17 protein-coding genes and 2 tRNA genes are annotated in these 12,694 nt (G+C 67.6%); 7 read left to right on the top strand and 12 right to left on the bottom strand.

Annotated features, from left to right (window positions below):
- Positions 1-2: 2 nt before the first annotated feature.
- Both WKR98_RS23310 and WKR98_RS23305 read right to left on the bottom strand, forming a co-directional pair.
- Positions 3-482: a DUF421 domain-containing protein gene (locus tag WKR98_RS23310; RefSeq protein ID WP_238160093.1), complete on the bottom strand. Its 480-nt coding sequence runs from the start codon at positions 480-482 to the stop codon at positions 3-5.
- Positions 483-560: 78 nt separating this feature from the next.
- Positions 561-637: transfer RNA gene (locus WKR98_RS23305), tRNA-Arg, on the bottom strand.
- Positions 638-771: 134 nt separating this feature from the next.
- Here WKR98_RS23305 and WKR98_RS23300 point away from each other — a divergent pair.
- The 5 genes from WKR98_RS23300 to WKR98_RS23280 are packed head-to-tail and all read left to right on the top strand — an operon-like array spanning position 772 to position 5,369.
- Positions 772-1,545, top strand: coding sequence for an ABC transporter ATP-binding protein (locus tag WKR98_RS23300; protein ID WP_161567870.1), 774 nt, complete (start codon positions 772-774; stop codon positions 1,543-1,545).
- Complete coding sequence (locus WKR98_RS23295; RefSeq protein WP_124690393.1) at positions 1,542-2,255, top strand: ABC transporter ATP-binding protein; 714 nt, start codon at positions 1,542-1,544, stop codon at positions 2,253-2,255. Before WKR98_RS23300 ends, WKR98_RS23295 begins: the two co-directional genes overlap by 4 nt.
- Before the next feature lie 23 nt (positions 2,256-2,278).
- Positions 2,279-3,502, top strand: a complete 1,224-nt coding sequence (locus tag WKR98_RS23290) for an ABC transporter substrate-binding protein (RefSeq protein ID WP_124690394.1) — start codon at positions 2,279-2,281, stop codon at positions 3,500-3,502.
- Positions 3,499-4,383, top strand: a complete 885-nt coding sequence (locus WKR98_RS23285; RefSeq protein ID WP_124690395.1) for a branched-chain amino acid ABC transporter permease — start codon at positions 3,499-3,501, stop codon at positions 4,381-4,383. Before WKR98_RS23290 ends, WKR98_RS23285 begins: the two co-directional genes overlap by 4 nt.
- Positions 4,380-5,369, top strand: coding sequence for a branched-chain amino acid ABC transporter permease (locus WKR98_RS23280; protein ID WP_124690396.1), 990 nt, complete (start codon positions 4,380-4,382; stop codon positions 5,367-5,369). Before WKR98_RS23285 ends, WKR98_RS23280 begins: the two co-directional genes overlap by 4 nt.
- A gap of 9 nt (positions 5,370-5,378) precedes the next feature.
- On the opposite strand, the gene WKR98_RS23275 is transcribed toward WKR98_RS23280, so the two are convergent.
- Positions 5,379-6,425 (bottom strand): DNA topoisomerase IB, encoded by a 1,047-nt coding sequence (locus WKR98_RS23275; RefSeq protein WP_341434816.1) that lies wholly within the window; start codon positions 6,423-6,425, stop codon positions 5,379-5,381.
- Positions 6,426-6,617: 192 nt separating this feature from the next.
- Between WKR98_RS23275 and WKR98_RS23270 the strand changes: the two genes are divergently transcribed.
- A complete protein-coding gene (locus tag WKR98_RS23270) occupies positions 6,618-7,556 on the top strand; it encodes an SMP-30/gluconolactonase/LRE family protein (RefSeq protein WP_124690398.1) in 939 nt (312 codons plus the stop codon).
- On the opposite strand, the gene WKR98_RS23265 is transcribed toward WKR98_RS23270, so the two are convergent.
- Together WKR98_RS23265 and WKR98_RS23260 are read right to left on the bottom strand one after the other, a co-directional pair.
- Complete coding sequence (locus WKR98_RS23265; RefSeq protein ID WP_341434815.1) at positions 7,553-8,437, bottom strand: DMT family transporter; 885 nt, start codon at positions 8,435-8,437, stop codon at positions 7,553-7,555. The two genes, WKR98_RS23270 and WKR98_RS23265, sit on opposite strands and share 4 nt — an antisense overlap.
- Positions 8,438-8,443: 6 nt before the next feature.
- The gene (locus WKR98_RS23260) at positions 8,444-9,949 is read right to left on the bottom strand and encodes an aldehyde dehydrogenase family protein (RefSeq protein WP_341434814.1); all 1,506 of its coding nucleotides are present in this window, start codon (positions 9,947-9,949) and stop codon (positions 8,444-8,446) included.
- A 222-nt stretch (positions 9,950-10,171) separates the two neighbouring features.
- Between WKR98_RS23260 and WKR98_RS23255 the strand changes: the two genes are divergently transcribed.
- Positions 10,172-10,248, top strand: a tRNA-Pro gene (locus tag WKR98_RS23255).
- A 77-nt stretch (positions 10,249-10,325) separates the two neighbouring features.
- On the opposite strand, the gene WKR98_RS23250 is transcribed toward WKR98_RS23255, so the two are convergent.
- The 7 genes from WKR98_RS23250 to WKR98_RS23220 all read right to left on the bottom strand — a co-directional run bounded on the left by WKR98_RS23250 (position 10,326) and on the right by WKR98_RS23220 (position 12,651).
- Positions 10,326-10,508: a helix-turn-helix transcriptional regulator gene (locus WKR98_RS23250; RefSeq protein ID WP_341434813.1), complete on the bottom strand. Its 183-nt coding sequence runs from the start codon at positions 10,506-10,508 to the stop codon at positions 10,326-10,328.
- The gene (locus tag WKR98_RS23245) at positions 10,501-10,863 is read right to left on the bottom strand and encodes a hypothetical protein (RefSeq protein ID WP_341434812.1); all 363 of its coding nucleotides are present in this window, start codon (positions 10,861-10,863) and stop codon (positions 10,501-10,503) included. The genes WKR98_RS23250 and WKR98_RS23245 overlap by 8 nt, the downstream gene beginning before the upstream one ends.
- Positions 10,860-11,090 carry a hypothetical protein gene (locus WKR98_RS23240; protein WP_279820875.1) on the bottom strand — a complete coding sequence of 77 codons (231 nt, stop codon included), beginning with the start codon at positions 11,088-11,090 and terminating at the stop codon, positions 10,860-10,862. Before WKR98_RS23240 ends, WKR98_RS23245 begins: the two co-directional genes overlap by 4 nt.
- Positions 11,091-11,286: 196 nt before the next feature.
- Positions 11,287-11,580, bottom strand: coding sequence for a hypothetical protein (locus tag WKR98_RS23235; RefSeq protein WP_341434811.1), 294 nt, complete (start codon positions 11,578-11,580; stop codon positions 11,287-11,289).
- Entirely contained in the window at positions 11,577-12,140 is a 564-nt protein-coding gene (locus WKR98_RS23230; protein ID WP_279820879.1) for a hypothetical protein, read from the bottom strand. Before WKR98_RS23230 ends, WKR98_RS23235 begins: the two co-directional genes overlap by 4 nt.
- Complete coding sequence (locus WKR98_RS23225) at positions 12,137-12,370, bottom strand: hypothetical protein (RefSeq protein WP_279820881.1); 234 nt, start codon at positions 12,368-12,370, stop codon at positions 12,137-12,139. The genes WKR98_RS23230 and WKR98_RS23225 overlap by 4 nt, the downstream gene beginning before the upstream one ends.
- An 8-nt stretch (positions 12,371-12,378) precedes the next feature.
- Complete coding sequence (locus tag WKR98_RS23220) at positions 12,379-12,651, bottom strand: hypothetical protein (protein ID WP_279820883.1); 273 nt, start codon at positions 12,649-12,651, stop codon at positions 12,379-12,381.
- Between the last annotated feature and the right edge of the window lie 43 nt (positions 12,652-12,694).

Raw genomic sequence — 12,694 nt, 5'->3', positions numbered from 1 at the left:
TGCTATTTCCGCTTGATGACGCTGACGTTGCCGTCGGCCTCCAGATACAGCGCCTTCACGTCTTCGATCGATTCGATGCCCTGCTGCCGGTACTTGGCCTCGAGCTCCTCGTCGGTGATCGATTGGCGCCGCATGTTGTCGCGCAGCTTCCTGCCGTTGCGTATCAGCATGATCTTCTCCGGATCGACGAAGCGGCGCATCCACGGGAAATGGAAGGCCAGGCGATCCAGGATCATGTTCCAGGCAACCAGCGTACTTACCAGCAACGCCGCGTCGCCCACACTCTTGCCATCGCCTGCCATGCCGTTCTGGGCCGCGTCGGCCACGATCACGACCAGCAGGATGTCCGCGATCCCCATCGAGCCCACGTCGCGCCGGACGACGAAGCGGAACAACAGGAACAGCAGCCAATACATGGCCGTGCCGCGGACCAGGGTTTCCAGGGGAGATATTGAAAAGGCGAAGATTCCGGACCAGTCCAAGGCGCATCCTCCGTGGCCACGACGGAAGGGCGTTTCGCAAGAAGCGGACCTGGCGGGGAAAGAGAAAGGCGTGCGGGCTGGCGCGGCGGACAGGAATCGAACCCGTAACCCCAGGCTTAGAAGGCCTGTGCTCTATCCAATTGAGCTACCGCCGCCCCGAAGCGCGGAAGTTTACCACCATGCCGGCCCGCGGCCGCCCACCGGTTCCGGGCAAACACCTAGGCCCCCAAGAGAAGGATTTGCGACACAATGCAGCAGGCGCATGCGGCATAGCCTGATACGGGAAACCATGAGCGACCTCATCCTCGAAACCCGGGACCTCAGCAAGGCCTTCAAGGGATTCGTCGCAGTCAAGGATGTGAACCTGCGCGTGGCGCGCGGCAGCATCCACGCCCTCATCGGGCCCAACGGCGCCGGCAAGACCACCTGCTTCAACCTGCTCACGAAATTCCTGACGCCCACTTCCGGGCGTATTTTCTTCAACGGCACCGACATCACCCGCGAGGCACCAGCCCAGGTCGCCCGGCGCGGAATCATCCGGTCGTTCCAGATCTCCGCCATCTTCCCGCACCTGACTGCCCTGGAAAACGTCCGCATCGGGCTGCAACGGCGCGACGGCGGGACCTTCCGGTTCTGGCGCAGCGTCTCGCTGCTGGACCGCCTGAATCCCCGCGCCATGGAACTGCTGGACGAAGTGGGACTGGCCGAATTCGCCGCCACCCCGGCGGTGGAGCTGCCCTACGGACGCAAGCGCGCCCTGGAAATCGCCACCACGCTGGCCATGGAGCCCGAGCTGATGCTGCTGGACGAACCCACGCAGGGCATGGGCCACGAGGACGTGGACCGCGTCACGCAACTGATCAGAAAGGTCGGCGCGGGCCGCAGCATCCTGATGGTGGAGCACAACATGAAGGTCGTGTCCTCCATCGCCAGCACCATCACGGTCCTGGCGCGCGGCATGGTGCTGGCCGAAGGCCCCTACGAAGCCGTGTCCCGCAACCCGGAAGTCATGCAGGCCTACATGGGCACGGTGGAAGGCGAGCTCCAGGGAGCCCACGCATGAACGGACCGGCGCTGCAAATCCGGGACCTGCATGCCTGGTATGGAGAATCGCACATCCTGCACGGCGTGGACCTGGACGTGGCGCGCGGGGAAGTCGTCACGCTGCTGGGCCGCAACGGCGCGGGCCGCACCACCACGCTGCGCGCCATCCTGGGCCTGACCGGCGCGCGCCGCGGATCGGTACGCATAGGCGGCGTGGAATCCATAGGCATGCCCACCCACCGCATCGCCCACCTGGGCGTGGGTTATTGCCCCGAGGAACGCGGCATCTTCGCCTCGCTGTCCTGCGAGGAAAACCTGATGCTGCCCCCTCCCCTGCGCGGCACCGGCGAACGGGCCATGTCGGTCGAGGAAATCTACGAGATGTTCCCCAACCTGCGCGAACGCCGGCATTCCCCCGGCACGCGGCTGTCCGGCGGCGAGCAGCAGATGCTGGCGGTGGCCCGGATACTGCGCACCGGCGCCGACCTCCTGCTGCTGGACGAGATCTCCGAAGGGCTGGCGCCCGTCATCGTACAGGCCCTGGCGCGCATGATCCTCGCCCTGAAGGCCCGCAACTACACCATCGTCATGGTGGAACAGAACTTCCGCTTCGCCGCGCCGCTGGCCGACCGCTTCTATGTCATGGAGCACGGCCGCATGATCGAAGCCTTCGCATCGTCGGATCTGGCCGCCAAGCAAGGCACCCTGCACGAACTGCTTGGCGTATGAGGAGTACCTCTTAGGAGACGCGCATGAAGAAGCAAGCCCTTGCAGCGGCCATCACGGCCGGTTTGGTTCTGGGATCCACGGCGCCGACGTTGGCGCAAGCGCCGAAGATTTCCGGCGATGTCATCAAGATAGGTTTCATTACCGACGGGTCGAGCGTCTATGCCGACATCGACGGCCCGGCGGGGGCCGACGCCATCCGCATGGCCGTGGCCGACGCCGGCGGCCAGGTCAACGGCAAGAAGATCGAGGTCCTGTACGCCGACCACCAGAACAAACCCGACATCGCCTCGGCCCGCGCCCGCGAATGGATAGACCAGCAGGGGCTGGACCTCCTGATAGGGGGCACCAATTCCTCGACCGCGCTGGCCATGGCCAAGGTCGCCACCGAAAAGAAGATTCCCTACGTCGTCATCGGCGCCGGCTCGTCGCGCCTGACCAATGAAGATTGCTCGCCCTACATCGTCCACTACGCCTACGACACCGTCGCGCTGGCGCGCGGTACCGGGTCGGCGGTGGTGGCCCAGGGCGGCAAGAGCTGGTTCTTCCTGACCGCCGACTATGCCTTCGGCCACTCGCTGGAAGCCGACACCAGCACGGTGGTCAAGGCCGCCGGCGGCACGGTAGTGGGATCGATCCGCCATCCCCTCGCGGCTTCGGATTTCTCGTCCTTCCTGTTGCAGGCCCAGGCCTCGAAGGCGCAGATACTGGGCATGGCGAACGCGGGCGGCGATTTCATCAATGCCACCAAGGCGGCGGCGGAATTCGGCGTCACCAAGACCATGAAGATCGCCGGCCTGCTGGTGTTCATCAACGACATCCATACGCTGGGGCTGGCCGCCACGCAGGGGCTCTACCTGACCGACGGCTGGTACTGGGACCAGAGCAACGAATCGCGCGCCTGGGCTTCCAAGTTCGAACAAAAGCTCAAGCGCAAGCCGTCGTCGCTGCAGGCGGCCGACTACTCGGCCGCGTCTTTCTACCTCAAGGCGGTCAAGGCCACGGGCACCGACGATCCCGACACCATCATGAAATGGTTCAAGTCGAACAAGATCAACGACATGTTCGCGCATGACGGCTACGTGCGCGCGGACGGCCGCATGATCTACGACATGTACCTGTTCCAGGTGAAGACGCCCAAGGAATCCAAGGGCCCCTGGGACTACTACAAGGTGGCGCAAAAGCTGCCCGGCGACAAGGTCTATACCACCCCCGCCGAGTCCAAGTGCCCGCTGCTGAAGAAGTCATGACGATCTTCGGCGTCCCGCTGCAGGCGATGCTCGGGCAGTTGCTGCTCGGGCTCGTCAACGGCTCCTTCTACGCGGTGCTGTCGCTGGGGCTGGCCGTCATCTTCGGCCTGCTCAACGTCATCAATTTCGCGCACGGGGCCTTGTACATGGTCGGTGCCTTCCTGGCCTGGCTGGGCCTGCAGTACCTGGGGCTCGGCTACTGGTGGATGCTGGTGCTGGCGCCGCTGGCGGTCGCCCTGCTGGGCATCGTGATCGAACGCACGATGCTGCGCTGGCTGTACAAGCTCGACCACGTGTACAGCCTGCTGCTGACCTTCGGCCTGACGCTGCTGATCGAGGGGCTGTTCCGCAGTTTCTACGGCGTCTCGGGGCAGTCCTATCCCGTGCCGGACCTGCTGCAGGGCGCCACCAACCTGGGCTTCATGATCCTGCCCAACTACCGCGCCTGGATCGTGCTGGCGTCGCTGGCTGTGTGCCTGGCGACCTGGTACGTGATCGAACGCACGCGCCTGGGCGCCTATCTGCGCGCGGGCACCGAGAACCCGCGGCTGGTGGAGGCCTTCGGCGTCAACGTCCCGCGCATGGTAACGCTGACCTACGCCTTCGGCGTGGCGCTGGCCGCCTTCGCGGGCGTGCTGGCGGCACCCGTGCAGCAGGTGTCGCCGCTGATGGGCTCGAACCTCATCATCGTCGTATTCGCGGTGGTGGTCATCGGCGGCATGGGGTCCATCATGGGCTCCATCCTGACCGGCCTGGGCCTGGGCGTGATCGAAGGCTTCACCAAGGTGTTCTATCCCGAGGCGTCGAACACCGTCGTCTTCGTGCTGATGGCCCTCGTGCTGCTCGCGCGGCCGGCCGGCCTGTTTGGAAAAGCCACATGAACCGACATCTCGCCGGCTGCCTGGCACTGGCGCTGGGGCTGGGCGTGCTGCCCTATCTCGGCGTCTATCCCATCTTCGCGATGAAGCTGATGTGCTACGCGCTGTTCGCCTGCGCGTTCAACCTCCTGCTGGGCTACACCGGGCTGCTGTCGTTCGGGCATGCCGCCTTCCTGGGCAGCGCGGCCTACGCCACCGGCTATGCGCTCAAGACCTGGGGGCTGCCCACCGAGCTGGGCATCCTGTTCGGCGTGGCGGTGGCGGCGGCGATCGGACTGGTCATGGGCGGGCTCGCCATCCGGCGCAGCGGCATCTATTTCGCGATGATCACGCTGGCCGTCGCGCAGATGCTCTACTTCTTCTACCTGCAGGCGCCTTTCACCGGCGGCGAGGACGGCCTGCAGGCCATCCCGCGCGGCACGCTGCTGGGCCACATCGACCTGGGTAACGACATGGCGCTGTACTACGTCGTGCTGGCGATCTTCCTGTTCGGCGTCTTCCTGGTCTACCGCACGGTTCAGTCGCCCTTCGGTCAGGTATTGAAAGCCATACGCGAGAACGAGGCGCGCGCCACCTCGCTGGGCTACGACGTCAACCGCTACAAGCTGCTGGCCTTCGTGCTGTCCGCCGCGCTGACCGGACTGGCGGGCGCGACGAAATCGGTGGTGTTCATCTCGGCCACGCTCAGCGACGTGGTCTGGCAGATGTCCGGGCTCGTCATTCTCATGACCCTGGTGGGCGGCATGGGCACCTTGACCGGCCCCATGGTGGGTGCGCTCATCATCGTCCTGGTCGAGAACAAGATAGGCGAATGGGGCAGCGCGCTGGCGAACACGACCGGCATCGCCTGGTTCGGCAGCCTGGGCGACGCGGTCACCATCGTCACGGGCCTGATCTTCGTCGTTTGCGTGCTGGCCTTCCGGCGCGGCATCGTGGGCGAGCTGGGCGCCTGGCTGGAGCGGCGCCGCACGCGGCCGGCGCGTTCCTAGGGCTGTCGGTCAGCCCAGGCCGTCCAGGAACGCAAGCAGCCGCCGCTCGGCCGCGCTCAAGCCGCGGGGCCCGGAGGCGGGCCACGTCGCCGGCAGTGCGCCGCGCAGATAAGCGTCGATGATGGCCGGATGGATGTAGCAGGCCCGGCACACCGCTGGCGTATTGGCCAGCCGCTGCGCCACCGCCTTCACCACCTCGGCCACGGCCTGACGCGCGGCCGCGCCTTCCTCGCTCGGCATGCCCCGCAGCCACTCCAGCGCCAGTACCGACCCCGCCCAGGTCCGGTAATGCTTGGCCGTGAAATCCCCGCGCCCCGCTTCGCGCAGGTAGGCGTTCACGGCGGACGAATCGATGCCGCGCGGCTGGCCTGCCTCGTCCTGGTAGTGGAACAGGGTCTGGCCGGGAATCTCCATGCAGCGGCGCACCACCCTCGCCACCCGTCGGTCGGCAATGGTGACGTCGTGCTCGATCCCGCTCTTGCCACGAAAGCGCAGCCGCAGGCGCGTGCCCGACAGCGACGCGTGGCGCGGCCGCAGCGTCGTCAAGCCGAATGAGCGGTTCTGCCGGGCGTAGGCGCGGTTGCCCACCCGCACCAGCGTCGCTTCGAGCAGGCGCACCACCGCGGCCAGGACCTTTTCCTCGCCCAGTCCCGGGGCATCGAGCGCGCGCTGCACCCGGCGCCGGATACGCGGCAGCGCGCGGCCGAACTGCGCCAGTTGCCCATACTTGTCGGCGTCGCGCACCACCTGCCAGTGCGGGTGGTAGCGATACTGCTTGCGGCCGCGCGCGTCGCGGCCGGTGGCCTGGATGTGCCCCGCGGGATCCGGGCATATCCACACGTCGCCATAGGCCGGCGGAATGGCCAGCGCATCGATGCGGGCGATCTCCTTCGGGTCGCGGATGCGCTCGCCCTGCTGGTCCACGTATACGAACCGCCCCCGGAACCGCTTGCGGCCATACCCCGGGCGGGTATCGTCCACGTAGACCAGCTCGGGCGCGGCGCAGTCGGCGGCCAGCGCGGCCACGGCGGAGGCACAAGTATGGGTGAAGTCCATGGCCAGGGCCGAGCAGGCTTCGTGCCAGGCGCCCCGCGCGGGCGTTCCCGGGCAAGCGCTCGCCCGGAAATGAAAAATCTACTCGCCCCCGGCGCAGAAGCTGCCATCGCGGCGGACTGGCGGCCCGCGCCGCGATGGCCGACAATCGAAGCGTCCGGGCGCCTCCCGTTGCGCCCCGCTCCAGGAGGCACCATGTGGCAAGCATCGCAGCGCTATCCCGACCCCGCCGTCCGCGCGTTCGACCCCCGGTTCGAGCAATACCGGCTGCCGTCGGCCGCGGTCGAGCGCCTGGCCACCGGCTGCCGCTGGAACGAAGGGCCGGTCTGGTTCGGCGACGGCCGCTACCTGCTGTGGAGCGACATTCCGAATGACCGGGTCATGCGCTGGGACGAAATCAGCGGCGCGGTCAGCGTCTTCCGTTCGCCGTCCGGCCATGCCAACGGCATGACCCGCGACCGGCAGGGCCGCCTGGTCACCTGCGAGCATAGCGGCCGCCGGGTGAGCCGCACCGAACACGACGGCGCCGTCACCGTGCTGATGGACCGCCATGACGGCAAGCCGCTGAACTCGCCCAACGACGTCGTCGTCAAGTCCGACGGCACGGTCTGGTTCTCCGATCCGCCCTTCGGCATCGCCGGCTACTACCAGGGGCTTCCCGCCCGGCAGGAACTGCCTTCCAACCTCTATCGGTTCGACCCCGCGACCGGCATGGCCGAGGTCGTGGCCGGCGACATCGCCAGCCCCAACGGCCTGGCCTTCTCGCCCGACGAATCCGTGCTGTACGTGGTCGAGTCGCGCGCCAAACCGCGCCGCATCCTGGCCTTCGACGTCGCCGCGGACGGCAGGAAACTGGCCAACCGGCGCGCGGCGATCGATGCCGGACCCGGTACGCCCGACGGCCTGCGCGTGGACGTGGATGGCAACCTGTGGTGCGGTTGGGGCATGGGCAGCGACGAACTGGACGGCGTGCGTGTGTTCGCGCCGGACGGCGAGGCCATCGGCCACATCGCGCTGCCGGAGCGCTGCGCCAACCTGTGCTTCGGCGGCCGGCACCGCAACCGCCTGTTCATGGCCGCCAGCACGTCCATCTACGCGCTGTACGTCAACACGCAGGGCGCGGCCGGCGGCTAGCGCCGGCGGTTCACCAGCACCAGCCCCGACACCACCAGCGCCACGGCCAGCAGGAACATCGGCCCGACCGGTTCATGCAGGATCAGCGCCGCGGCGGCCACGCCGAACAGCGGCGACATCGACGTGCCCGCCTGCAGGGTGCTGGCCGGATACAGGGTCAACAACCGCAGCCAGAGCAAGAAGGTCGTGGCCGCGATCCACACCGTCTGATAAGCCAATGCCAGCACCGGCGCCAGGTTCAGCCCGCGCACCGACTCGCCGGTGGCCATGCCCGCGCCCAGCCCGATCACGGCCGACATCGCCAGTTGATACAGCAGCACCTTCTCGGGCGGCGCCGTGGCCAGGCGCGTCGCCTTAATGCCCAGTGTCGTCGCAGCCCAGAACACCGCCGCCCCGATGATCATCAGATCGCCCAGCCAGGCATGCGGCGACGTGGCCCCGCGCGGGACCCCCATCACCAGGGCCGTGCCGCAGAACGACAGGCCCAGCCCCACCCACTGCGGCCAGCGCAGGCGCTCCGACGGCAGCAGCCAGGTCGCCCCCAGCGCCACGAAGAAAGGCGCCGTATACAGGAACAGCGAGGTGCGGCTGGCGTCGGTCCATTGCAGGCCCAGGTACAGCAGCACGAACTCGCTGGAGAACAGCAGCCCCGAGAACAGGCCCAGCCACAGCGAACCGTCCCGCGCGAACAGCTTGCCCCGCCCCGTGGCCAGGCAATAGATCAGTACCAGCAGCCCGGCCCCGGCCGAGCGTATGCCCATCTGCAGGAAAGGCGGGAAATCGGGCAGCGCGATCTTGACCGCGACCTGCTGCCCGCCCCAGCTCGCGCAAAGCAGCACGAGCATCGCGATGGCCGCGACATCCAGGGAACGTTTGGACACGGCGATCTAGCGATGCTGTTCCTGCGCGGTGGTCGCCACCAGCCGCACGGCGGCCAGGTCGGCGCCCGTCAGCACGCCCCCGCGGCCCAGCAGACGGCCGTGCTCCCAGTTGGACAACCCCAGCTCCGGCTTGCCCAGCGCATACTGCCCGTCCACCCAGCGGGTGAAACCATCGCCCACGAACGGCGCATCGATGCGCAGCCGGAAACGCTGGTGCGCCTGCGGATCGCTGGCGATCAGGCTGGCCACGAAGCGGGGGCTGTAGCGGTTGAACAGCGCCACCGCCTCGTCCACCGACTCCACCACCACCAGCGACAGCTCCGGCGTCTCTTCCCATTCCCACTCCTGCCCCAACCGGGCTTCGGGCAAGAGGCTGGCATAGGGCTCGTCCACATCGCCCTCCGCACGGCGGACCCGCGTGCGGCGCTCGAACAACTCCGCCGGCACGAAAGGCTGCGCCGAAGGCGTGACGTGCAGGCGCGGCGCCCCGGTCAGGGCCGCCCCCGCCTCGTCGATGGCGCGCAGGAAGCGCGGCATCAGGTCGGCCACTCGCTCGCGCACGATGCAGCATACATTCAGCGTGTTGCAGACCTTGCGGTCCAGCGAATGACGCACCGCCCGCTCGAAACGCTCGCCGTCCGCGCTGGGATCCGCCACCAGCCAGGCGCCGCCCGTGCCGTGCGCGCTGACCGGCACGCCGGCCTGCCGCGCCACGCTGCTCAGTTGCATCACCGCCGTGCCCGACCCCCGCGCCACCGCCAGCGCCAGCCGGTTGTCGCTGAACATCGCCCAGCCCGCCGCGCGGTCCTCGACCTCCACCAGGCTGACCGCCCCCTGCGGCAGCCCCGCCGCCTCCAGCGACGGCCGCAGCGCGCCACGCAACAGCGCACTGGCCGTACCCAGCGCATCGCTGCCTATGCGCAGTACCGCCGTATTGCCGCTGGCCAGCACGCCGCAGGCGTCCACCAGCACGTTCGGCCGGCCCTCGAACACGAAGGCCACCACGCCCAACGGCACCCGCAGCACATCCACCTGCCAGTCGCCATGGTCCACCCGGCCCAGCACCCGGTCATCCTGCGCCGCCAGGCCCGGCCAGACCCGCAGTCCCTCGATCATCGCGGCGCGCATCTTGTCCGACACCCTGAGCCGCGTGGTCGAACGGCCCCGCTGCTGGGCACGCCGCACGTCCTCGTCGTTGGCCGCCACCACCTGCGCCCAGACCTCGTCGCGCTCCAGCGCGTCGGCAAAGGCCTCGTAGAACCGGTCCACCGCGCCCGGCTGCACCTGCGCCAGCGCCTCGAAGGCCTCGCGCGCCTCGCCCACCCGGGCGCGGACGACCTCGTCCACCTGCCCCGGGATCCGCAGCAGCGCCCCGCTTTCCTGCACCACCAGCAGACGGTCGCCCGCCTGGAAGGCGCGCGCCAGCTCCGCGTCCACGCGCGTATACCGGTTACCGCCGTAAGGAATCATCATCCCCGGTTCCAGGCGATCCAGGGTCCCTTGTTCGTTCATGAAGCTCTCCTTGGCCATTCCGCCGCCGCGTCTCATCCGACGGATGGACGCGGCTTGGCCCGCATGGAAAGATATTACCCCGGCGCAGCGGCCGTTCCGGGGGTGGTGGGCCTTGCCGCCGGGGATCCCGCAGGTCAACCTGGTGGCTTATTCGGGTGCTTGCCTTCAGGAAATGGCCGACCAGGCATAGGGCGCCGGGCATCAGGTACAATGCGGGTCCGTCGGGGCGTAGCGCAGCCTGGTAGCGCATCTGCTTTGGGAGCAGAGGGTCGCGAGTTCGAATCCCGCCGCCCCGACCAATATTCATGCGGGTTTCCAGTTTCAAGGGCCCATCGGAAACCAGCTTAGTGGACCACCTAGTGGACCATCGAGCAAATCACGTCGTCGGCCGGTCTCGCACCCAAACAACCACATCCTCCGCTCGCCACCCGACAATCTTGTCGGTGATCCGGACCGGCCGAGGAAAATCCCCCTTCGCCAGCAACGCATAGATGGTGGTCTTGCTCAGGCCGACCAACCGCGTAACATCCGCGACCCGGTAGACCAGTTTTTCAGGCATTGTTTCCTCCTTTGTGACCGTCCGGCATTGCAGCGCGGATACCATCGGCCACCAAGCTCTGAATGGCGGCCAGATACTGCGTATGCCCCCCGCGCATCGCGATCGGGTCCAGCTTCTTGATTTCTCGTGCCACGTCGAGCGCGATGGCGTCGATGTCGATTGTCTGTGGACCGACGAACGCCATCAGGTGTCGCGCACACCCGCGGATCGTGGATGCCCAGGGCGCGATGTCGGCAACGCCAGCCAGGTGCTCGGACGAGATGGTTAGAATGTCGGCGCCCTCGGCCCGCACTGTTACGGCCCAGTTGCTGGTCATTTCGCAGCCTGCGGGGATATCTGGAGCAAGGGCCATCATCGCCTTCCCCTTCGCGCGAACTTGCACCGGCAGCCGGCGCAGATGTCTGTGGGATCGCACTCCGGCGACGGATCGCCAGCCGGCGCGCCGCAGGTGACGCCCAAGCCGGTCATGTCCAGCATGCCGTCGTCGCCGATGGCGTGGTCATAGCCGGCCAAGCGCAACTTGTCTGCGATTTCGCCGTAGGCGCCGGCCGACAGTTCGAGCTGTGCCAGGGTGTAGGTCATCGTGCTCCCTCCATGGATCTCCGCTGCGCCGCGCGGGCGCGGTCGTATGCGTTCAGGCATGCTTTGCACCAGCTCTTGAACCCGTCGCGGTTGTCGCTGGTGCGGCTAAAAAATTCATCATCGGCGGGCCAGAACTCGCGGCATCGCGTGCACTGCAATTCTTCGCCCAGCTCCGTCTGGATCGACTCGCGCGCCATCACCGCCTCACCGGGTGCGGCCCGCGGCCAGCGCGATATTCGGCCCACGCGTCATCCTCGGCGCGTTGCGCGGCCGAGTAGCTGGCGGGGCCTATCGGCATCCCAGCGGCGGCCAGGGCGCGGGAGACGGCCGCCAGCGCGTCGCGGTGCCCGTCCTGGTAGCAGGCGTCGCCGAAGTCAGACATTTCCCCCTCGGTGTACTGGAGCACTTCGCCGTCCACGTTGGCACTGGTGCCCCAGGCCTTGCGGACACGCGGCAAGGCCCGCGTGCGCACCGGTACTTCCGCGGTCATGCTCCCTCCATCCTGCTTGCAGCGGTGCTGCGGTGGTGGACAGCGATGGGGCGCTCGGCATCAAAGGCCGGCCGCTCGACCAAGGCAGCACTCTGCCCGCAGGGTGACTGATTCCCCCCCCTGCACCCATTTGCTTCCCCGGTAGTGTTTCCCGTAAATTGAACCCGGCATGTTGCCTGGATAGGGGGAAGATTATGCAGACCCAGATTGTCCAGTTGTCGTTCCTTGGTGCTGCCTGCGTATCGCTTCTTGGTGCCGCTGCGGGGCTCTCCCGTGGCCTCGGCCACCGCCTCTGGGTCCAGGTGCTGCTGGGCTTCGCCGTCGCAACGATTTTGGTCCAAGGGCTCATGTTTTGGTCCTTCTGAACGCCGACGCTGCTGTCGTTTAATATCGCGAAAGGCCTCATCTTCTTCTGCGGCGGTGTCCGCCCTGTCGCCCTCGGGCCGGGCGTCGTCCGTGTCGCGGGCCGCAGCGCAGATGCAGGCGGCGGCCACGCCGACCGTGCCGCCGAAGAGCATGCCCACGACCATCCCCACGATGAAACTGAGCGTCGAAGTCATGCTGCCTCCGGGTTGATGCCGTGGGCCACGAGCAACTGGCGCAGGCGGTGGTTATCGTCCATCGCCGCGAGATAGGCAACGGACCGGCGATGCAACGCCACCGTCTGCTGGTCGTACTGCCGCTTGGCGATGTCGCGCGCGGCGCATGCGCTCTCGTGGACGTGGCGCGGCACGGTCGGGGTGAGCAGGCGCACGGGGCGCGCCACCGTGGTGCTGGATTGCTGGTGCATGCTGGCTCCTACAGTTGCTTTGCAATCAATTCCTCGGCGTGGGCATAGCCCGCCTGGAACTGGTCGAACTCGGGAGTGTTGGTGGCCGGCCGCCCGAACCGGCCGAGCGGGTCCGCCATGTATCGCCGAGCGTGGGCGACCTGCATCCCCTGTCGGAACGCGTCGGACCGTGCCACGCCGCCGCGCTGGATCATTCGGTCTACCCAGGCGGTCGTGGATTCTCGGCGATCGATGCGGCCCGCACGGTAAGGGCGGCGGCGGGGATAACGGGTAGTTTTCATGGTCGCTTTCTCCGAGGCGCCCCACGGGGGTGAGGCGCCGCCC

Source organism: Pigmentiphaga sp. YJ18 (genome assembly GCF_038066655.1).
Classification (GTDB): domain Bacteria; phylum Pseudomonadota; class Gammaproteobacteria; order Burkholderiales; family Burkholderiaceae_B; genus Pigmentiphaga.
This window is presented reverse-complemented; position numbering and strand designations above follow the sequence as displayed.

Coding starts and splice junctions, on each gene's coding strand:
- WKR98_RS23285 (WP_124690395.1), top strand. CDS start 3,499: ATGACGATCTTCGGCGTCCCGCTGCAGGCGATGCTCGGGCAGTTGCTG.
- WKR98_RS23270 (WP_124690398.1), top strand. CDS start 6,618: ATGTGGCAAGCATCGCAGCGCTATCCCGACCCCGCCGTCCGCGCGTTC.
- WKR98_RS23275 (WP_341434816.1), bottom strand. CDS start 6,425: ATGGACTTCACCCATACTTGTGCCTCCGCCGTGGCCGCGCTGGCCGCC.
- WKR98_RS23235 (WP_341434811.1), bottom strand. CDS start 11,580: ATGACCGCGGAAGTACCGGTGCGCACGCGGGCCTTGCCGCGTGTCCGC.
- WKR98_RS23260 (WP_341434814.1), bottom strand. CDS start 9,949: ATGAACGAACAAGGGACCCTGGATCGCCTGGAACCGGGGATGATGATT.
- WKR98_RS23290 (WP_124690394.1), top strand. CDS start 2,279: ATGAAGAAGCAAGCCCTTGCAGCGGCCATCACGGCCGGTTTGGTTCTG.
- WKR98_RS23220 (WP_279820883.1), bottom strand. CDS start 12,651: ATGAAAACTACCCGTTATCCCCGCCGCCGCCCTTACCGTGCGGGCCGC.
- WKR98_RS23230 (WP_279820879.1), bottom strand. CDS start 12,140: ATGACTTCGACGCTCAGTTTCATCGTGGGGATGGTCGTGGGCATGCTC.
- WKR98_RS23250 (WP_341434813.1), bottom strand. CDS start 10,508: ATGCCTGAAAAACTGGTCTACCGGGTCGCGGATGTTACGCGGTTGGTC.
- WKR98_RS23280 (WP_124690396.1), top strand. CDS start 4,380: ATGAACCGACATCTCGCCGGCTGCCTGGCACTGGCGCTGGGGCTGGGC.
- WKR98_RS23300 (WP_161567870.1), top strand. CDS start 772: ATGAGCGACCTCATCCTCGAAACCCGGGACCTCAGCAAGGCCTTCAAG.
- WKR98_RS23240 (WP_279820875.1), bottom strand. CDS start 11,090: ATGACCTACACCCTGGCACAGCTCGAACTGTCGGCCGGCGCCTACGGC.
- WKR98_RS23245 (WP_341434812.1), bottom strand. CDS start 10,863: ATGATGGCCCTTGCTCCAGATATCCCCGCAGGCTGCGAAATGACCAGC.
- WKR98_RS23225 (WP_279820881.1), bottom strand. CDS start 12,370: ATGCACCAGCAATCCAGCACCACGGTGGCGCGCCCCGTGCGCCTGCTC.
- WKR98_RS23295 (WP_124690393.1), top strand. CDS start 1,542: ATGAACGGACCGGCGCTGCAAATCCGGGACCTGCATGCCTGGTATGGA.